This window comes from Streptomyces sp. LS-MS-L19, from assembly GCF_058382285.1.
In genome coordinates, this window is sequence record NZ_JBYCLL010000001.1 from 8402439 (window position 1) to 8421801 (window position 19363).

Sequence of the window (19363 nt, forward strand, 5' to 3'; positions counted from 1 at the left end):
GCCGGTGCTGCGAGGAAAGGAAAGGCACCGGCCGACGGCGGACCCACAGCAGAGCACCACATTGCACACTGCACGAAGGGGAAGCCATGACAGCGACGACCGACGGAAGCACCGGGGCCCTGCCGCCCCGCGCTGCCGCGGCCACCGAAACCCGTCTCGACACCCCCGTGGCGGCCGGGGTACAAGAAGCCGCCGTACGCGCCGTCCGGCGCGCCACCGAGCACCTCCTCGCCCGGCAGGACGCCGAGGGCTGGTGGAAGGGCGACCTCGAGACCAACGTCACGATGGACGCCGAGGACCTGCTGCTCCGTCAGTTCCTCGGCATCCGCGACGAGTCGACCACCCGGGCCGCCGCCAAGTTCATCCGCGGCGAGCAGCGCGAGGACGGCACCTGGGCCTCCTTCTACGGCGGGCCCGGCGAACTCTCCACCACCATCGAGGCGTACGTCGCCCTCCGGCTGGACGGCGACGCCCCGGACGCCCCGCACATGGCGAAGGCCTCCGCCTGGATCCGCGCCCAGGGCGGGATCGCCGCCGCCCGGGTGTTCACCCGGATCTGGCTCGCCCTGTTCGGCTGGTGGAAGTGGGAGGACCTGCCCGAACTCCCGCCGGAGCTCATCTACTTCCCCAAGTGGGTCCCGCTCAACATCTACGACTTCGGCTGCTGGGCCCGCCAGACCATCGTCCCGCTGACGATCGTCTCCGCGAAGCGCCCGGTGCGGCCCGCGCCCTTCCCGCTCGACGAACTGCACACCGACCCGGCCGACCCGAACCCGGCCAAGCCCCTCGCCCCGGTGGCGAGTTGGGACGGCGCCTTCCAGCGGCTCGACAAGGCCCTGCACCAGCTGCGCAAGGTCGCCCCGCGCAGACTCCGCAGAGCCGCCATGAACTCCGCGGCCCGCTGGATCATCGAGCGGCAGGAGAACGACGGCTGCTGGGGCGGCATCCAGCCCCCGGCCGTGTACTCCGTGATCGCCCTGCACCTGCTCGGCTACGACCTCGAACACCCGGTGATGCGAGCCGGTTTGGAGTCCCTGGACCGCTTCGCCATCTGGCGCGAGGACGGGGCCCGGATGATCGAGGCCTGCCAGTCCCCGGTGTGGGACACCTGCCTCGCCACCATCGCCCTCGTCGACGCGGGGGTGCCCGCCGACCACCCGCAGCTCGTCAGGGCGGCGGACTGGATGCTCGGCGAGGAGATCGTCCGGCCCGGCGACTGGGCCGTGAAGCGTCCGCAACTCCCGCCGGGCGGCTGGGCGTTCGAGTTCCACAACGACAACTACCCCGACATCGACGACACCGCCGAGGTCGTCCTCGCGCTGCGACGGGTCAGGCACCACGACCCCGAGCGGGTGGAGAGGGCCATCGGGCGCGGGGTGCGCTGGAACCTCGGGATGCAGTCGAAGAACGGCGCCTGGGGCGCCTTCGACGTCGACAACACCAGCCCGTTCCCCAACCGGCTGCCGTTCTGCGACTTCGGCGAGGTCATCGACCCGCCGTCGGCCGACGTCACCGCCCACGTGGTGGAGATGCTGGCGGTCGAGGGGCTCTCCCACGACCCGCGCACCCGGCGCGGCATCGACTGGCTGCTCGCCGAACAGGAGCCGGACGGCTCGTGGTTCGGGCGCTGGGGCGTCAACTACATCTACGGCACCGGCTCGGTGGTGCCCGCGCTCACCGCCGCCGGGCTGCCCGCCTCGCACCCGGCGATCCGGCGGGCCGTGGCCTGGCTGGAGAAGGTGCAGAACGACGACGGCGGCTGGGGCGAGGACCTGCGCTCCTACAAGTACGTCAAGGAGTGGAGCGGCCGCGGCGCCTCCACCGCCTCCCAGACCGCCTGGGCGCTGATGGCGCTGCTGGCGGCGGGGGAGAGGGAGTCCAAGGCCGTCGAGCGCGGCATCGAATGGCTCGCGAGCACCCAGCGCGAGGACGGCTCCTGGGACGAGCCCTACTTCACCGGCACCGGCTTCCCCTGGGACTTCTCCATCAACTACCACCTCTACCGGCAGGTCTTCCCGCTCACCGCGCTGGGCCGCTACGTCCATGGAGAACCGTTCTCCCGGACCGAGGCCCTTTGATGAGCACCGAGCCCGCCACCGCCCCGCTGCTGATCGCCTGCGCCCTCGGCATCGAGCACCTCGCGCTGCGCACCGGAGAGCGCGGCGGGGCGAGCGGGCGCGGCGGGGCCGGCGGACCGGTCACCGTGCTCCGGACCGGGATGGGGCCCAAGGCGGCGGAACGTGCCGTCACCGAGGCCCTCGCCGACCCCGCGTTCGCCGGGGCCGCCGTCCTCGCCACCGGCTTCTGCGCCGGCCTCGCCCCCGGGATGCACCCCGGCGATCTGGTCGTCGCCGAGGAGACCCGGGATCCGGACGGAACCGTTCCCTGTGTGGAGACCGACCTACTCGTCAAGGAGCTGGCACGGGCCGTACCGGGACGTACCGTGCACACCGGACCCCTGACCGGCTCCGATCACGTCGTCCGCGGTCACGAGCGGTCGGATCTGCTCGCGACCGGCGCGATCGCGGTCGACATGGAGTCCGCGGCCACACTCCTGAGCGCCGTGCGCGCGGGCGAGCGCCCCGTTGCGGCCGTCCGGGTGGTCGTGGACGCTCCACAACATGAACTCGTCCGGGTCGGCACGGTACGCGGTGGAATATCGGCCTTCCGCGTCCTTCGTTCCGTCCTTCCAGCTTTCTACGAATGGCACCGTTCCTTGCTGCTCCCCAGGAGGTGAGCCAGATGGCCATGCCGCTGCGTCAGTCCATCAAGGTCGCTACATACTTGGCCGAACAGAAGCTCCGCAAGCGGGACAAGTTCCCGCTGATCGTGGAGCTGGAACCTCTCTTCGCATGCAACCTGAAGTGCGAGGGCTGCGGCAAGATCCAGCATCCCGCGGGCGTGCTCAAGCAGCGCATGCCAGTGGCGCAGGCCGTCGGGGCGGTGTTGGAATCCGGTGCGCCGATGGTGTCCATCGCCGGCGGTGAGCCGCTGATGCACCCTCAGATCGACGAGATCGTGCGGCAGTTGGTGGCGAAGAAGAAGTACGTCTTCCTCTGCACCAACGCCATGCTGCTGCGCAAGAAGATGGACAAGTTCACGCCCTCGCCCTATTTCGCCTTCGCGGTGCACATCGACGGGCTGCGGGAGCGGCACGACGAGTCCGTGGCGAAGGAGGGCGTGTTCGACGAGGCCGTGGAGGCGATCAAGGAGGCCAAGCGGCGCGGCTTCCGGGTCACCACCAACTCGACCTTCTTCAACACCGACACCCCGCAGACCATCATCGAGGTGCTCAACTTCCTCAACGACGACCTCAAGGTCGACGAGATGATGATCTCGCCCGCCTACGCCTACGAGAAGGCGCCCGACCAGGAGCACTTCCTGGGCGTGGAGCAGACCCGCGAGCTGTTCAAGAAGGCCTTCGCGGGCGGCAACCGCAAGAAGTGGCGGCTCAACCACTCCCCGCTCTTCCTGGACTTCCTGGAGGGCAAGGTCGACTTCCCGTGCACGGCCTGGGCGATCCCGAACTACTCCCTGTTCGGCTGGCAGCGCCCCTGCTACCTGATGAGCGACGGGTACGTGCCGACGTACCGCGAGCTCATCGAGGAGACCGACTGGGACAAGTACGGCCGCGGCAAGGATCCGCGCTGCGCCAACTGCATGGCGCACTGCGGCTACGAGCCCACCGCCGTCCTCGCCACCATGGGCTCGCTCAAGGAGTCGCTGCGCGCCATGCGCGAGACCGTCTCCGGAAACCGCGAGTAGCGCCATGACCGCCATTCCCTTGGGCGTCCCCGAGGTACCGGTCCGACCGATCGCCGAGCGGCGTGCCTCGCGGCAGATCATGGTCGGGCCGGTGGCGGTCGGGGGCGGGGCCCCGGTGTCGGTGCAGTCGATGACGACGACCCGTACGTCCGACATCGGCGCCACCCTCCAGCAGATCGCCGAGCTGACGGCGTCCGGCTGCCAGATCGTCCGCGTCGCCTGTCCCACGCAGGACGACGCGGACGCCCTCGCGACCATCGCGCGCAAGTCGCAGATCCCGGTGATCGCGGACATCCACTTCCAGCCGAAGTACGTGTTCGCGGCGATCGAGGCCGGCTGCGCGGCCGTACGCGTCAATCCCGGCAACATCAAGCAGTTCGACGACAAGGTGAAGGAGATCGCGCGGGCCGCGAAGGACCACGGCACGCCGATCAGGATCGGGGTCAACGCCGGATCCCTGGACCGGCGGCTGCTCCAGAAGTACGGCAGGGCGACCCCGGAGGCCCTGGTGGAGAGCGCGCTGTGGGAGGCGTCGCTGTTCGAGGAGCACGGGTTCCGGGACATCAAGATCTCGGTGAAGCACAACGACCCCGTGGTCATGGTCAGCGCGTACCAGCAGCTGGCCGAACAGTGCGACTACCCGCTGCATCTGGGCGTCACGGAGGCAGGTCCCGCGTTCCAGGGGACCATCAAGTCGGCGGTGGCGTTCGGCGCGTTGCTCAGCAGGGGGATCGGCGACACCATCCGGGTCTCCCTGTCCGCGCCGCCCGCCGAGGAGGTCAAGGTCGGCATCCAGATCCTGGAGTCGCTCGGGCTCAGGCAGCGGCGGCTGGAGATCGTGTCCTGTCCGTCCTGCGGGCGGGCGCAGGTCGACGTCTACAAGCTGGCCGACGAGGTCACGGCGGGTCTGGAGGGCATGGAAGTGCCCCTGCGGGTCGCGGTGATGGGATGTGTGGTCAACGGTCCCGGTGAGGCGCGGGAGGCGGACCTGGGGGTCGCGTCCGGCAACGGCAAGGGACAGATCTTCGTGAAGGGCGAGGTCGTCAAGGCCGTCCCCGAGTCGAAGATCGTGGAGACCCTCATCGAGGAGGCGATGAAGATCGCCGAACAGATGGAGAAGGACGGCGTCGCGTCGGGGGAGCCGGCCGTCACCGTGAGTTGAACAGCACGGACCGAAGGGGGCCCGAGCGTGACCATTCTGGAGAACATCCGGGGACCACGCGACCTGAAGGCGCTGTCCGAGCCGGATCTTGTCGAACTGTCCGAAGAGATCAGGGAGTTCCTGGTGCACGCGGTCGCCAGGACCGGTGGGCACCTCGGACCCAACCTGGGGGTGGTGGAACTCTCCATCGCGCTCCACCGGGTCTTCGAGTCACCGGTCGACCGCATCGTGTGGGACACCGGCCATCAGAGCTATGTGCACAAGATCCTGACAGGTCGTCAGGACTTCTCCAAGCTGCGTTCCAAGGGCGGCCTGTCCGGCTACCCCTCACGCGCCGAGTCCGAGCACGACATTGTCGAGAACAGCCACGCCTCCACCGCGCTCGGCTGGGCCGACGGGCTCGCCAAGGCCCGTCAGGTGCAGGGGGACACGGGGCACGTCGTCGCGGTCATCGGCGACGGCGCGCTCACCGGGGGCATGGCCTGGGAGGCGCTCAACAACATCGCGGCCGCCAAGGACCGGCCGCTGATCATCGTCGTCAACGACAACGAGCGGTCGTACTCGCCGACCATCGGCGGCCTCGCCAACCACCTGGCCACCCTGCGCACCACCGACGGCTACGAGAAGGTGCTGGCCTGGGGGAAGGACGTACTCCTCAAGACCCCCGTGGTCGGCAGCACCATCTACGAGTCCCTGCACGGGGCGAAGAAGGGGTTCAAGGACGCCTTCGCGCCGCAGGGCATGTTCGAGGACCTCGGGCTGAAGTACGTCGGGCCGATAGACGGACACGACATCGGGGCCGTCGAGTCGGCGCTCAGGCGGGCGAAACGGTTCCACGGGCCGGTGCTCGTGCACTGCCTGACGGAGAAGGGGCGCGGGTACGAGCCCGCCCTCGCGCACGAGGAGGACCATTTCCACACCGTCGGTGTGATGGACCCCCTCACCTGCGAGCCGCTCGCCCCCTCCAACGGGCCGTCCTGGACCTCGGTGTTCGGCGACGAGATCGTCGCGATCGGGGAGGAGCGCGAGGACGTCGTGGCGATCACGGCGGCCATGCTGCACCCGGTCGGGCTGGGCAAGTTCGCCGCCCGGTTCCCGGACCGGGTCTGGGACGTCGGGATCGCCGAGCAGCACGCGGCGGTCTCCGCGGCCGGCCTCGCGACGGGCGGGCTGCACCCGGTGGTCGCCGTGTACGCGACCTTCCTGAACCGGGCCTTCGACCAGCTGCTGATGGATGTCGCCCTGCACCGCTGCGGGGTCACCTTCGTGCTGGACCGGGCCGGGGTCACGGGCGTCGACGGGGCCTCGCACAACGGCATGTGGGACATGTCGATCCTCCAGGTCGTGCCCGGTCTGAGGATCGCCGCGCCCCGGGACGCCGACCAACTCCGGGCCCAGCTGCGGGAAGCGGTCGCCGTGGACGACGCGCCGACGCTGGTGCGGTTCCCGAAGGAGTCGGTGGGGCCCGTGATCGCGGCTGTGGACCACGTGGGCGGCATGGACGTGCTCCATCGAGGAGACCGGCCAGAGGTGTTGCTCGTCGCCGTCGGTGTCATGGCGCCCGTCTGCCTCCAGGCCGCCGAGCTCCTGGAAGCGCGGGGCATCGACTGCACGGTCGTGGACCCCCGTTGGGTCAAGCCCGTCGACCCGGCGCTGCCGGGCCTCGCCGCGGGGCACCGGCTGGTGGCCGTCGTCGAGGACAACAGCCGGGCCGCCGGGGTGGGCGCCGCGGTGGCGCTGGCGCTCGGTGACGCCGAAGTCGACGTACCGGTACGGCGGTTCGGGATCCCGGAGCAGTTCCTCGCGCACGCCAAGCGGGGCGAGGTGCTCGCCGACATCGGGTTGACGCCGGTCGAGGTGGCGGGGCGGATCAGCGCGAGCCTTGCCGTCAAGGACCAGGTCGAAGTCAAGGAGAAGGAATGAGCACGGAGTTCGACCTCGGCAGACTCCTGGCCGAGCGCGGAGCCGAGCGCTACGAGCTGCACGGGAAGTACCTGAACCACCAGCTCCCGCGCATGCTGCACACCATCGGCTTCGACAAGGTCTACGAGCGCGGCGAGGGCGCGTACTTCTGGGACGCGGACGGCAACGACTACCTGGACATGCTCGCCGGGTTCGGGGTGATGGGCCTGGGGCGCCACCACCCCGTCGTCCGCAAGGCACTGCACGACGTCCTCGACGCCCAGCTCGCCGACCTCACCCGCTTCGACTGCCAGCCGCTGCCCGGGCTGCTGGCCGAGAAGCTCCTCGCGCACAGCCCGCACCTGGACCGGGTGTTCTTCGGCAACAGTGGCACCGAAGCGGTGGAGACCGCGCTGAAGTTCGCCCGGTACGCCACCGGGAAGCCGCGGGTCCTGTACTGCGACCACGCCTTCCACGGGCTGACCACCGGGTCGCTGTCGGTCAACGGCGAGGTCGGCTTCCGGGACGGCTTCGCGCCCCTGCTGCCCGACACGGCCGTACCCCTCGGGGATCTCGACGCCCTCGCGCGGGAGCTGAAGAAGGGTGACGTGGCCGCCCTGGTCGTCGAGCCGATCCAGGGCAAGGGCGTGCACGAGGCGCCGCCCGGCTATCTGCGGTCCGCGCAGGAGCTGCTGCGCCGGCACAAGGCGCTGCTCATCGCCGACGAGGTGCAGACCGGGCTCGGGCGCACCGGGGACTTCTACGCGTACCAGCACGAGGACGGGGTCGAGCCCGACCTGGTGTGCGTGGCCAAGGCGCTGTCCGGCGGGTATGTGCCGGTCGGGGCCACCCTCGGCAAGGACTGGATCTTCAAGAAGGTCTACTCGTCCATGGACAGGGTGCTGGTGCACTCGGCGAGCTTCGGGTCCAACGCGCAGGCGATGGCCGCCGGGCTCGCCGTCCTCGCGGTCATGGAGAACGAGCAGATCGTCGCGAACGCCCGCGCCACGGGTGAGCTGCTGAAGTCCCGGCTCGCCGCGCTCGTCGACAAGTACGAGCTGCTCGCCGACGTGCGCGGCCGGGGCCTGATGATCGGCATCGAGTTCGGGAAGCCCAGGTCGCTCAAGCTGCGCGGTCGCTGGACCATGCTCCAGGCCGCACGCAAGGGCCTGTTCGCGCAGATGGTCGTCGTCCCGCTGCTCCAGCGGCACCGGATTCTCACCCAGGTCTCCGGCGACCACCTGGAGGTCATCAAACTGATCCCGCCGCTCGTCGTCGGCGAGAAGGAAGTGGACCGGTTCGTCGACGCCTTCACCGACGTCATGGACGACGCGCACAGCGGCAGCGGGCTGATGTGGGACTTCGGCAGGACGCTGGTGAAGCAGGCGGTGGCGAACCGCTGACTTCGCCGTGGGGCGGCTGCGGCGGGTGGTGGCCAGCTGCTGACCCCGCCGGCGGCCGGCTGCGGCAGGGAGCGGCCCACCGGTGACCTCGCCGTCGGCCGGGTTTGCCTCTGAGGCAATAAAATTGCCGCAGAGGCAAATCTGGGGCTCAATGGAGTCATGAGCTCCCCGGAAGCCTTCACGGAGCTGCCCTCGGTGGCTCCCCAGCTTCGCGCACTGCGCCGCCGCGCCTCCCTGACCCTGGAGGCCGCGGCCGCCGCCGCGGGGCTGTCGCCCGCCCATCTGTCCCGCCTGGAGACCGGGCAGCGCCAGCCCTCGCTGCCGATGCTGCTCGCGCTCGCCCGCATCTACGGTACGACGGTCTCGGAGCTGCTCGGTGAGACGGTCGCCGAACGGGACTCCGTGGTGCGCGCCGCCGACATGGAACCGACCGCGGCGGGCGGCTGGACCTACTTCCAGGCGGGCGCGTCCGGCCGCGGCATGCAGGCCCTGCGGGTGCGGGTGCCGCACGGCTCCCAGGGCGACATCGTGCGGGTGCATCCGGGCGAGGAATGGCTCTACGTCCTGCACGGACGGCTGCGCCTGCGCCTCGGCGACACCACGCACCTGCTCGGTCCGGGCGACAGCGCCCACTTCGACTCGCTGACCCCACACCGCATCGCCGCCCAGGATCCCGACGGAGTCGAGCTCCTGTTCGTCCACACCCTGTTGCAGAGTCCCACGGCCACCCTGTGCCTGGGCCCCACCCCTGGAGAGATGCCATGAGTGACATGGAGGAGAAGTTCCCCCGCGCCCTGTGGGTGCGCCTGCTTATCTACCTGGCGGCCGGCCACGTCTTCGCGGCCTTCCTCTACCTGCTCTTCGAGGTGGGAGCCGGGCAGTAGGGGCCGTACGACTCAGTCGAGCAGGCGCTCCCGCAGCCGCTCGCGGATCTCGGGGGTGAGACCGAGGCCCTCCTCCAGGTAGGCGTCGACGCTGCCCCAGGTCTCCTCGATGGTCTCCAGGGCAGCCGTCAGATACTCGGCGCGCGCTTCGAACAGCGGGCTGAGCAGCTCCATGACCTCGGGGGAGTAGGCGTCGGCGGAGGTGCTGGTGCGGCGGACCTTGTAGCGGCGGTGCTTGGCGTTCGACTCCAGGTAGTCGGCGACGATCGCCTCGCGCTCCACGCCCAGCGCGAGCAGGGTCACCGCGATCGACAGGCCCGCGCGGTCCTTGCCGGCCGCGCAGTGCAGGAGGGCGGGGACGCTGTCCTCGGCGAGCGAGTGGAGCACCTGGGAGTGCTCGGCGGTGCGCTCCTTGATCATCGTGCGGTAGGAGTTGGTCATCCGCGCCGCGGCCTTGCCGTCGCCGAGCAGCTCACGCAGCTGCTCGATGTCGCCGTCCCGGACCATCTTCCAGAACCAGGTGCCCTCCGCCGGGTCGCTCAGCGGCAGGTTCACATTGGTGACCCCGGGCAGGTCGACGTCCGGGCCCTCCAGCTTCTGGTCCGCCGAATTGCGGAAGTCGAAGATCGTGTGCAGGCCGAGCGAGGACAGGAAGGCCGCGTCGTCCTCGGTGGCGTGCGCGAGGTGGCCGCTGCGGAACAGCACTCCGTACCGCACCCGCCGTCCGTCGGTCGTCGGCAGTCCGCCCACATCGCGGAAGTTGCGGACACCGGCGAGTTCGGGTTCGGTCGACGGAATCTGCTGCGTCACGGGGGCTCCTCCCAGCCGGGCACCGCCGACGCTGCTCGTCGACGGGCACCTCTCGACGATACGACACGGGTTCCTGCGGCGATGAGTTGTCCACAGGCCCCGACATCACGGGCAATCAGTTGTCCACAGGCGTTGCAGCAGGGGCCCACGGCCGCTGATGATGTTGGTGCCTGAGCGCACCTGTTGGCACCTGTTCGAACCTGTGAGGGGCACCATGCTGGAGATCGCCGAGAACGGCCGTACGTGGATTCTGTCCGGGCCGGCCAGCAGTTACGCCCTGCACCTCACCGCCGAGGACGAGCTGCTGCACCTGCACTGGGGCCCGCGCATCGCGCTGGCCGACGCCGAGGCGCTCGCCGTGCGCCCGCTGCCGGACTACTGGCCCTTCGAGTCCCCGCTCGACGGGCGCGAGGAGTACCCGGTCGAGGGCGGCCCCCGCTTCACCCGGCCCGCCCTGTCCGTGCGCACCGACGAGCGGCGCGGCACCGAGTGGACCTTCGAGGCCCACGACACCGAGGGCGACGAGCTGCGCCTGCGGTTCCGCGACGGCGGCCTGGTCATCACGCTGCACTACCGGATGCGCCACGACGTCCTGGAGCGCTGGGTGACCCTGGACAACCAGGGCCAGGGCCCGGTCGAGCTGCTCCGCGCCGACTCCGCGACCTGGACGCTGCCCGACCGCGAGGACGGCTGGCGGCTCTCCCAGCTGCACGGCCGCTGGGCCGCCGAGTCCCTGCTCACCCAGGCCCCGCTCACCTACGGCGAGAAGGTCATCGGCAGCCGCCGCGGCCACACCGGGCACCAGCACCTGCCCTGGGTCGCGCTCGACACCGACGCCACCGAGGAGCGAGGCGAGGTCTACGGCGTCGCCCTCGGCTGGTCGGGGTCCTGGCGGATCGCGGTCGCCCAACTCCCCGACGCGCGCGTGCAGATCACCGGCGGCGCCGGCTACGACGAGTCCGGCCTGCTGAGCCTGGCCGGGGGCGAGTCCTTCACGACCCCCGTCTTCGCCGGACTCTGGAGCGACGGCGGCTTCGGCGGCGCGAGCCGGGCCTGGCACGCCTGGCAGCGGGCGTACGTCATCCCGGACGCCGACCACGACCGCCCCGTGCTGTTCAACTCCTGGGAGGCCACCAACTTCGACATCTCCGAGGAGCAGCAGGGCACCCTCGCCCGGCGGGCCGCCGCGGTCGGTGTCGAGCTGTTCGTGGTCGACGACGGCTGGTTCGGCGCCCGCACCAGCGACCGCGCCGGGCTCGGCGACTGGGCCCCCAACCCGGACCGCTTCCCCGCCGGCCTCAAGCCGCTCGGCGACTACGTGCACGCGCTCGGCATGCAGTTCGGCATCTGGGTCGAGCCGGAGATGGTCAACCCGGACAGCGAGCTGTACCGCGCCCACCCGGACTGGGTGCAGTACCAAGCGGGACGAAAGCGGACGGAGTTCCGCAATCAGCTCGTACTGAACCTCGCGCGCGAGGACGTCCGGGAGTACCTGTGGGAGCAGCTCGACGCACTGCTGTCGAGCGCCCCGATCGACTACGTCAAGTGGGACTTCAACCGCTGCTTCACCGACGCGGGCTGGCCCGGCGACCCCTACCCGCAGCGCCTGTGGGTGGACCACGTGCACGGCTTCTACGCCCTGCTGGACCGGTTGCGCGCGGCCCACCCCGGTGTCGCCTTCGAGTCCTGCTCGGGCGGCGGCGGCCGGATCGACCTCGGGGTGCTGAGCCGCACCGACCAGGTGTGGACCTCGGACAACACCGACCCGCTCGACCGTCTCGCCATCCAGCACGGCTTCAGTCAGATCCACCCCGCGCGAGTGATGGCCGCCTGGGTCACCGACAGCCCCAACACCCAGCTCAACGACCGGGTGAGCTCGCTGCGGTTCCGGTTCGTGAGCTCCATGGCCGGGGTGCTCGGGGTCGGCGGCGACCTCACGGAGTGGACCGAGGAGGAGCTCGCCGAGGCCCGCCGCTGGGTGGACCTCTACAAGGAGATCCGGCCCCTGGTGCAGCACGGCGAGCTCCACCGGCTGCGGCCACCGCGGGGCGGGCTGAGCGCGGTGCAGTACGTCCGCGGGGACGAGACGGTCGTGCTCGCGTGGCTTCAGGCTCAGCACTACGGGGAACCCGTGCCCGCGGTGCGGCTGCGCGCCCTCGACCCGACGGCGTCGTACGAATGCCTCGAAACGGGCGAAGTTCACCGAGGGGCCGTATTGCTGCATCACGGACTTCGCACCGGTTTGCGCGGCGACCTGGATGCGGCAGTTCTCCGGCTGCGCCGCATCTAAGGCTTCTGTCCGAATTGCTGGATTCTTTCCAACTCCTTCCGGAGTATGGGGTCCTGTGAATTCGTGACGTGAGGAGCGTCATATCGGTGACGGTGCGTCGCCCGTCATGTTCACGTAATTCGTCTGGTTTTCAAGGGGCTTTGTGTCGGGGGCGGGCGTCTGATTCACACAGGGTGACCGGTAATTCCCATAAGGGATCAACAGGAACGCATTCGCGGGGAACTGCTCACTTGTCCCTTTGCGTCTTGCTCGTTTACGTTCGCCACCGATCCGGTCGGACGCCCAATCCTGCCGCCGAACGGATTCCGCACACACTCACCCGTGCACGGCAGGAGCGGGGGACCCACAGGCAGTACCGCCTGTTCCGGTCTCCGGAACAGGCTTGGGGTTTAGTCGCGTCCCGACGCGGCCGGGCATCTCCAGCTCGCACCCGACAGCTCACCTCGCAGGCGCCGGAGAGGAATTCGCCATGCCCGCGAAGGGTAAGCACCGCCGCCCGAAGTCCCAGCGCTTCACCCGCTCGATCGCCGTCGCCGGTACCGGGGGTGCCGCGCTCGCCCTCCCGCTCATGGGGGCCACCGGCGCTCACGCCGCCACCGCGCAGTCCGTCTCGGAAAAGGCCGTTCAGTCGCTTCCGGTCACGCAGAAGGCCGCCGCCAAGCCGGCCGAAAAGACCGCCAAGAAGGACACCGCGAAGGCCTCGACCGTGCGCACCTATTCGGTGCGTGTCGGCGACTATCTCTCGAAGATCGCCGACGAGCAGAATGTCGCCGGCGGCTGGAAGAAGCTCTACGCCGACAACCGCGAGGCCGTCGGTGACGACCCCTCGCTGATCCACCCCGGCCTGAAGCTGTCGATCGGCAAGAAGGCGACCACCGGCGCGACGAAGACCAAGTCCTCGGCCAAGTCGTCCTCCTCGAAGTCGTCTTCCCCGAAGGCGGAGAAGGCGGAGGCGAAGGCGTCGAAGTCGACGGCCGCGACCCAGAGCTCCGACACCAGCTCCAGCGGCTACACCCTCCCGGTCAGCGGTGCCACCATCGGCACCGGGTACCGCGTGGCGGGCGCCATGTGGTCCAGCGGTTACCACACCGGAGTCGACTTCGTCGTCCCGACCGGCACCTCGCTGAAGGCCGTCGCCGCGGGCACGGTCGTCTCCGCGGGCTGGGGCGGCGCCTACGGCAACCAGGTCGTCATCAAGCTGAACGACGGCTACTACGCGCAGTACGCCCACCTCTCGCAGCTCTCCGTCTCGGCCGGCCAGACCGTGACCGAGGGCCAGCAGATCGGCCTCTCCGGCGCCACCGGCAACGTGACAGGGCCGCACCTGCACTTCGAGATCCGCACCACGCCGGACTACGGCTCGGACGTGGACCCGGTCGCCTACCTCCGCTCGAAGGGCGTCGCCGTCGGCTGACCCCGCCCCTGTGCCACCGAAGGCCGGACCCCGATCCCCGGGTCCGGCCTTCGGTGTTTTTTCGTCGGCAGCCCACGCACTGGTGTTTGCGCCTTCATGATCACTTCATTGCGTTCTTGTGGCAGGGGTGCTCAGGGCGTCGACAGGGAGGGGAAGGTGGGGACACAGTGAACTCCGTTGTTGCGCAAGCGCTTTCTACGGCCTTCGGAGGTCACCGTGCCCGGCGTCGACCGACGCACCGTCTTCAAGGGCGCCGCAGCCGCGGCCGCCCTCACCCAGTTCTCCTGGGCGCAGTCCCGCTCCGCCGCCGCGGTGGCCGGTGACGACGACACCGAACTCCACTGGCTGGAGGGGCAGCCCGACGTCCACGCCGGTGCCACCTGGGGCGTGCCGTGGTCGCGCGGCACCCACCGCCCGGAGCAGCGGTTCCGGCTCGCCACCTCGGGCGGCGACGAGGTCCCGGTGCAGAGCTGGGCCACCGCCTACTGGCCCGACGGCTCGGTGAAGTGGACCGCGCATGCCATCGCCCCCGACGCACCGCGGGCCGACCGCTATCTGCTGAGCGCGGGCAGTCCGGCCGCGCCCGCCCACCGGGTCACCGTCGGCCGGGGCAGCGGCGGCCGGATCGAGGTGTCGACCGGCGTGATCACCGCCGTCTTCGGGACCAAGGGCTCCGACACCGTCGTACGCGGGATCCGGCGCGGCACGACCGAGATCGCCCGCGACGGACGGCTGGTGGCGCTGCGCCAGGACTCCGTGCGCGAGGGCGCGGACCTCGACAGCTTCGCGGGCCGGATCGAGAAGATCACGGTCGAACAGGACGGACCCGTCCGTGCCGTGATCCGGGTCGAAGGGCGGCACCGGCACGGTGGCAGGGCATGGCTGCCGTTCGTGCTGCGGTTCGCCTTCTTCGCCGGTGCGGAATCCTTCCGCCTGGTGCACACCTTCGTCTGGGACGGCGAGCAGCGGCCCGGCTCCGACGAGGGCGACTTCCTGCGCGGACTCGGCGTCCGCTTCACTCTGCCGCTGAGCGATCAGCCCTACGACCGCCATGTGCGGTTCGCCGACGCGGGCGGCGGCCTGTTCAGCGAGGCCGTCCAGGGAATCACCGGGCTGCGGCGCGACCCGGGCGCGGCGGTGCGGGCCGCACAGATCGCGGGCGAACGACTCCCCGACACCGCCACGTGGGACACCCGGGTGGCGAGCCGGCTCGCCTACATCCCGCGCTGGGGCGACTACACGCTCACCCAGCCGACCGCCGACGGCTACCAGATCCGCAAGCGCACCACGGCGGGCTACGGCTGGATCCCGGCCGCGGCCGGACAGCGCGCGGCCGGCTTCGGCTACGTCGGCGGCGCCGACGGCGGACTCTCCTTCGGCCTGCGGGACTTCTGGCAGCGCCACCCCGCCCAACTCGACGTGCGCGGCGCCGAGTCCACGGCCGCCGAAGTCACCCTCTGGCTCTACTCACCCGAGGCCCAACCCCTCGACCTGCGCTTCTACCACGACGGCCTCGGCCAGGACACCTACGAGGAACAGTCCGACGGCGGCCTGGAGATCACGTACGAGGACTACGAACCGGGCTTCGGCACCCCGTACGGCATCGCCCGCACCACCGAACTGACCTTCTGGGCCCTGGAGAAGACCCCGCCCGCCGAGGCCCTGGCCGCCCAGGCGAAGGCGGTGGCCGCTCCTCCGCTGCTCGCCGCCACTCCCCAACGGCTGCGCTCGGCAGGTGTGTTCGGCGACTGGGCGCCCGTGGACCGCTCCTCGAAGGCCCGCGCGGTGATCGAGGACCACCTCGACGACCTGTTCGCCTACTACCGCGACCAGCGCGAGCAGCGCCGCTGGTACGGCTTCCTCGACTACGGCGACGTCCAGCACACCTACGACAACGACCGGCACGTCTGGCGCTACGACGTCGGTGGATTCGCCTGGGACAACTCGGAGTTGGGCACCGACCTCTGGCTCTGGTACCACTTCCTGCGGACCGGCTCCCCGGAGGTGTTCCGGTTCGCGGAGGCAATGACCCGGCACACCGGCGAGGTCGACGTCTACCACCTCGGCAAGTGGGCGGGCCTCGGCACCCGGCACGGAGTGCAGCACTGGGCGGACAGCGCCAAGCAGGTGCGCATCTCCACGGCCGCCAACCGCCGCTTCCACTACTACCTCACCGGTGACGAGCGCACCGGCGACCTGTTGAGCGAACTCGCCGACGTGGAGCTGACCTTCCTGGAGGTCGATCCGCAGCGCAAGGTCCGCACCGACGGCTACGAGCCCGGTGACCGGCACGCCCTGTCGGTCGGCTTCGGCACCGACTGGGGCGGGATCTCGGCTGCCTGGCTCACGGAATGGGAGCGGGGCGGTCCGGGCGCGGCCCGGGCGAAGGCCAAGCTCGTCAACTCGCTGCGGACCATCGCCGCACAGCCCAACGGGTTCTTCACGGGGGCGGGTCTGCTCGACGCCGACACCGGCAAGTTCGCCGTGACGACCGACACGGCCGTCAACGTGTCCCATCTCAGTGCCGTCTTCGGCCTCGTCGAGACCAACAGCGAGATCGTCTCGTTGCTGGGCGAAGAGGAGCCGGAGTTCCGTGCGGCCTGGCTGAACTACGCGCAGTACTACAACGCCACCGACGCCCAGAAGCGTCAACTCACCGGCTCCACCTGGAAGTCGGCGCTCCCGGCCGCACATTCGCGCATCACCGCGTACGCGGCCCGGCGCAAGGACGACCCGACGCTCGCCGCGCGCGCGTGGAAGGAGTTCTTCACCGGCAGCGACACCTACTTCCCGTCCAACGACTGGAACCCGGTCACGATCAGGACCCCGTCGGTCCTGCGGACCACGCGCGAGATCCCCTGGATCTCCACCAACTCCTCCGCCCAGTGGGCCCTCGCGGCGATCCAGAACCTGGCCCTGATCGGAGACCGGATCCCGTCATGAGACGCACCCTCGCGACCACGGTCACCGTCGTCGGCCTGCTCGCCGCCACGGTGCCGCCCGCCCTCGCGTCCCGTGCCCCGGCCGTCGTACGCCCCGACGACCGGCGTATCGCCTACGAGGGGCACTGGAGCCGGACCGCCGAAGCCGCCGTCACCGTCAACTCCGGCTCCCGGCTGCGGTTCCGCTTCACCGGACCGTCCGTCCACGCCCTCTTCGACGTCTCGTCCGTCACCGTCCCCGCCCAGATCTACGTGTCGGTCGACGGCGGCCCCGAGCAGCCGCACTCCGTCGACCGGACGGACCTGGCGATCACGGCGGCCGGCGGCGGGTCGCACTCCGTCGAGATCTCCGTCAAGGACGTCTTCTCGCGGGTCAACCGGTGGGTCCCCCCACTGGAGACGGGGGTGGCGCTGACCGGGATCCGGGGGCAGCTGCTGCCGCAACCCCCTGTCAAGAAGCGTGAATTGGTGTTCTACGGCGACTCGATCACCCAGGGCGTCATGGCCCTGTGCGAGGTCAACACCTCGGACTGCGCTGACGGTACGGCCGCCTACCCCACGCTGGTCGCCGACGCCCTGCACACCTCGCTCACCCAGGTCGGCTTCGGACGGCAGGGAGTGATCCAGACCGGCAACGGGGGAGTGCCCGCCGCGTCCGACGCGTACGGCTGGAACTACGCGGGCTCCAGGGCCGATTCGGACCGCCGGGCCGATGTGATCGTGGTGAACCAGGGCACCAACGACGCCACGTTCGGCTCCGCCGAGTTCCGCGCCGCCTACCGCGCCTATCTGACCCGGCTCCGGGCCGGCGCACCGCACGCCCGCATCCTCGCCCTGCGCCCCTTCGACGGCAGCCATGCCGCGGACATCGCCGCCGTCGTCGACGAACTCGCGGACCGGCGCGTCGAGTTCGTCGACACCACCGGCTGGCTCGACGCCACGCGGGGCGACTTCAACGGCACGGTCCATCCCAGCGCCCAGGGCCACCGCAGGGTGGCCGAACGGCTGATCGGCCTCATCGCGAAGCAGCACACCGAGACGACGAGGCAGCATCCCGAAACGACGAGGCAGCTTCCCGAAGCCTCGAAGCAGCACCCCGAATCCTCGAAGCAGGCCCCCGAAAGGAGCCCCCTGACATGACGACCACCCGCAGAGCCTTCGGAGCCCTCGCCGCAGGTGCCGCCCTGGCCGCCCTCGGCCCCGCGGCGGGCGCGAGCGCCTCGCCCCGCCACCGCCGCCTCATCGCCCACGACGACTTCCGCCACGGCCTCGGACAGTGGGCCGTCGAGCTGGAACAGGGCGGCACGGTCACCGCGAAGCGGGGGACCCTGGAGGTCGACGTGCCCGCCGGCGCGACGATCTGGTTCAAGCAGCGGCTCGCAGGGCCGTACGTCATCGAGTACACCGCCACACCGGTCTCGGAGGGCGGGGTCAACGACCGCGTCTCCGACCTGAACAACTTCTGGAACGCGGTCGACGTCCGGTCCCCGCAGAACATCTTCGCCACGCGGCGCGGCGGGGCGCTCGCCGAGTACGACTACCTCAAGACGTACTACGTCGGCTACGGCGCCAACACCAACACCACGACCCGACTGCGCCGCTATGTCGGCGAGGCGGGCGTGCGGCCGCTGATCTACGACTACACCGAGCCGCTGCTCGTCGCGAACCGGCCGAACCGGGTGCGCATCGTCTCCGACGGCTCCGGGGTGAAGTGGTGGAACAACGGGCGGCTCGTCTTCGACTACGCCGACCCGGCGCCGTACACGAGTGGGCACTTCGCGTTCCGGACCACCTGGAGCCACTTCCGGATCAACGACTTGCGGGTATGGCGATCGCAGCCTCAACAGCCGTGACGAGAGACCTATTCCTTGTTTGGCGAACACTTTAGGAGTGGCTTATCTCACCGCCCGTCAAGCCCTTCCTACGGTCGCGTAGGTCACATTCGAAGGTGAATCATGAACGGCTGTGGCAGACGATTCGAAGAATGACAGCAGATCAGTGATCGGGTCGTACGTGGCGGTGGGGGACAGCTTCACCGAGGGCGTCGGCGACCCCGGCCCCGACGGGGCGTTCGTCGGCTGGGCCGACCGGTTCGCGGTGCTTCTCGCGGACCGGCGGCCCGAGGGCGACTTCAGGTACAGCAATCTCGCCGTGCGCGGGAAGCTGCTCGACCAGATCGTCGAGGACCAGCTCCCGCAGGCCGTGGAACTGGCACCGGACCTGGTGTCGTTCTGCGCCGGCGGCAACGACATCATCCGGCCCGGCACCGACCCCGACGAGGTCGCCGAGCGCTTCGAGCGGGCGGTCGCCCGGCTCACCGAGGTGTGCGGCACCGTCATGGTGACCACCGGCTTCGACACCCGTGGCGTGCCCGTGCTCAAGCACCTGCGCGGCAAGATCGCCACGTACAACGGGCATGTGCGCGCCATCGCCGACCGGTACGGGTGCCCGGTGCTCGACCTGTGGTCCCTGAAGACGATCCAGGACCGGCGGGCCTGGGACGGCGACCGGCTGCACCTGTCCCCGGAGGGCCACACGCGTGTGGCGCTGCGCGCGGGCCAGGTCCTCGGCCTCGAGGTCCCGGCCGACCCGGACCAGGCGTGGCCGCCGCTGCCGCCCCGTGGACCGCTGGACGTGCGGCGGGACGACGTCCACTGGGCACGGGAGTACCTGGTGCCGTGGATCGGCCGCCGCCTGCGGGGGGAGTCCTCCGGCGACCATGTGACGGCCAAGGGCGTGCTGTCACCGGACGACATCAAGACGCGGATCGCTTCGGTGGCTTGAGGGGATC

At 70.3% G+C, this 19363-nt stretch carries 15 protein-coding genes and 1 riboswitch; of the genes, 14 read left to right on the forward strand and 1 reads right to left on the reverse strand.

The window, feature by feature from the left end; translation table 11 throughout:
• Positions 1–86: 86 nt before the first annotated feature.
• From shc to AC2XR2_RS37505, 8 genes are all read left to right on the forward strand, one after another.
• The gene (gene shc / locus AC2XR2_RS37470) at positions 87–2078 is read left to right on the forward strand and encodes a squalene--hopene cyclase (protein WP_491517491.1); all 1992 of its coding nucleotides are present in this window, start codon (positions 87–89) and stop codon (positions 2076–2078) included.
• Complete coding sequence (locus tag AC2XR2_RS37475) at positions 2078–2737, forward strand: phosphorylase family protein (RefSeq protein WP_491517492.1); 660 nt, start codon at positions 2078–2080, stop codon at positions 2735–2737. The genes shc and AC2XR2_RS37475 overlap by 1 nt, the downstream gene beginning before the upstream one ends.
• Before the next feature lie 5 nt (positions 2738–2742).
• Positions 2743–3765, forward strand: coding sequence for an adenosyl-hopene transferase HpnH (gene hpnH / locus AC2XR2_RS37480; RefSeq protein WP_020116602.1), 1023 nt, complete (start codon positions 2743–2745; stop codon positions 3763–3765).
• Positions 3766–3769: 4 nt separating this feature from the next.
• A complete protein-coding gene (ispG, locus tag AC2XR2_RS37485; protein WP_491517493.1) occupies positions 3770–4927 on the forward strand; it encodes a flavodoxin-dependent (E)-4-hydroxy-3-methylbut-2-enyl-diphosphate synthase in 1158 nt (385 codons plus the stop codon).
• 27 nt (positions 4928–4954) lie between these two features.
• Complete coding sequence (dxs, locus tag AC2XR2_RS37490) at positions 4955–6850, forward strand: 1-deoxy-D-xylulose-5-phosphate synthase (protein WP_491517494.1); 1896 nt, start codon at positions 4955–4957, stop codon at positions 6848–6850.
• Positions 6847–8232 (forward strand): aspartate aminotransferase family protein, encoded by a 1386-nt coding sequence (locus AC2XR2_RS37495; RefSeq protein WP_491517495.1) that lies wholly within the window; start codon positions 6847–6849, stop codon positions 8230–8232. The genes dxs and AC2XR2_RS37495 overlap by 4 nt, the downstream gene beginning before the upstream one ends.
• Before the next feature lie 159 nt (positions 8233–8391).
• The gene (locus tag AC2XR2_RS37500; RefSeq protein WP_381296620.1) at positions 8392–8997 is read left to right on the forward strand and encodes a helix-turn-helix domain-containing protein; all 606 of its coding nucleotides are present in this window, start codon (positions 8392–8394) and stop codon (positions 8995–8997) included.
• Positions 8994–9116, forward strand: a complete 123-nt coding sequence (locus AC2XR2_RS37505; RefSeq protein ID WP_020135411.1) for a DUF6126 family protein — start codon at positions 8994–8996, stop codon at positions 9114–9116. Before AC2XR2_RS37500 ends, AC2XR2_RS37505 begins: the two co-directional genes overlap by 4 nt.
• A 12-nt stretch (positions 9117–9128) precedes the next feature.
• Here the strand turns inward: AC2XR2_RS37505 and AC2XR2_RS37510 are convergent, their stop codons facing one another.
• Positions 9129–9926: a tyrosine-protein phosphatase gene (locus tag AC2XR2_RS37510; RefSeq protein ID WP_330263214.1), complete on the reverse strand. Its 798-nt coding sequence runs from the start codon at positions 9924–9926 to the stop codon at positions 9129–9131.
• Between the two features lie 214 nt (positions 9927–10140).
• Here AC2XR2_RS37510 and AC2XR2_RS37515 point away from each other — a divergent pair, with 214 nt between their 5' ends.
• The 6 genes from AC2XR2_RS37515 to AC2XR2_RS37540 all read left to right on the forward strand — a co-directional run bounded on the left by AC2XR2_RS37515 (position 10141) and on the right by AC2XR2_RS37540 (position 19356).
• Entirely contained in the window at positions 10141–12216 is a 2076-nt protein-coding gene (locus AC2XR2_RS37515; RefSeq protein WP_491517496.1) for an alpha-galactosidase, read from the forward strand.
• Positions 12217–12518: 302 nt separating this feature from the next.
• Positions 12519–12683, forward strand: a riboswitch (cyclic di-AMP (ydaO/yuaA leader).
• Between the two features lie 2 nt (positions 12684–12685).
• Complete coding sequence (locus tag AC2XR2_RS37520) at positions 12686–13630, forward strand: M23 family metallopeptidase (protein WP_491517497.1); 945 nt, start codon at positions 12686–12688, stop codon at positions 13628–13630.
• Between the two features lie 216 nt (positions 13631–13846).
• A complete protein-coding gene (locus AC2XR2_RS37525; protein WP_491517498.1) occupies positions 13847–16573 on the forward strand; it encodes an exo-rhamnogalacturonan lyase family protein in 2727 nt (908 codons plus the stop codon).
• Positions 16570–17712: a GDSL-type esterase/lipase family protein gene (locus AC2XR2_RS37530; protein ID WP_491517499.1), complete on the forward strand. Its 1143-nt coding sequence runs from the start codon at positions 16570–16572 to the stop codon at positions 17710–17712. The genes AC2XR2_RS37525 and AC2XR2_RS37530 overlap by 4 nt, the downstream gene beginning before the upstream one ends.
• On the forward strand, positions 17709–18425 hold the full coding sequence (locus AC2XR2_RS37535; RefSeq protein ID WP_449348427.1) for a DUF6250 domain-containing protein: 717 nt from the start codon (positions 17709–17711) through the stop codon (positions 18423–18425). Before AC2XR2_RS37530 ends, AC2XR2_RS37535 begins: the two co-directional genes overlap by 4 nt.
• A gap of 145 nt (positions 18426–18570) precedes the next feature.
• Positions 18571–19356, forward strand: coding sequence for an SGNH/GDSL hydrolase family protein (locus tag AC2XR2_RS37540; RefSeq protein WP_491517500.1), 786 nt, complete (start codon positions 18571–18573; stop codon positions 19354–19356).
• Positions 19357–19363 lie beyond the last annotated feature (7 nt).

Coding starts and splice junctions, on each gene's coding strand:
- AC2XR2_RS37505 (WP_020135411.1), top strand. CDS start 8,994: ATGAGTGACATGGAGGAGAAGTTCCCCCGCGCCCTGTGGGTGCGCCTG.
- ispG (WP_491517493.1), top strand. CDS start 3,770: ATGACCGCCATTCCCTTGGGCGTCCCCGAGGTACCGGTCCGACCGATC.
- AC2XR2_RS37500 (WP_381296620.1), top strand. CDS start 8,392: ATGAGCTCCCCGGAAGCCTTCACGGAGCTGCCCTCGGTGGCTCCCCAG.
- shc (WP_491517491.1), top strand. CDS start 87: ATGACAGCGACGACCGACGGAAGCACCGGGGCCCTGCCGCCCCGCGCT.
- AC2XR2_RS37530 (WP_491517499.1), top strand. CDS start 16,570: ATGAGACGCACCCTCGCGACCACGGTCACCGTCGTCGGCCTGCTCGCC.
- AC2XR2_RS37475 (WP_491517492.1), top strand. CDS start 2,078: ATGAGCACCGAGCCCGCCACCGCCCCGCTGCTGATCGCCTGCGCCCTC.
- AC2XR2_RS37520 (WP_491517497.1), top strand. CDS start 12,686: ATGCCCGCGAAGGGTAAGCACCGCCGCCCGAAGTCCCAGCGCTTCACC.
- AC2XR2_RS37495 (WP_491517495.1), top strand. CDS start 6,847: ATGAGCACGGAGTTCGACCTCGGCAGACTCCTGGCCGAGCGCGGAGCC.
- AC2XR2_RS37535 (WP_449348427.1), top strand. CDS start 17,709: ATGACGACCACCCGCAGAGCCTTCGGAGCCCTCGCCGCAGGTGCCGCC.
- AC2XR2_RS37515 (WP_491517496.1), top strand. CDS start 10,141: ATGCTGGAGATCGCCGAGAACGGCCGTACGTGGATTCTGTCCGGGCCG.
- hpnH (WP_020116602.1), top strand. CDS start 2,743: ATGGCCATGCCGCTGCGTCAGTCCATCAAGGTCGCTACATACTTGGCC.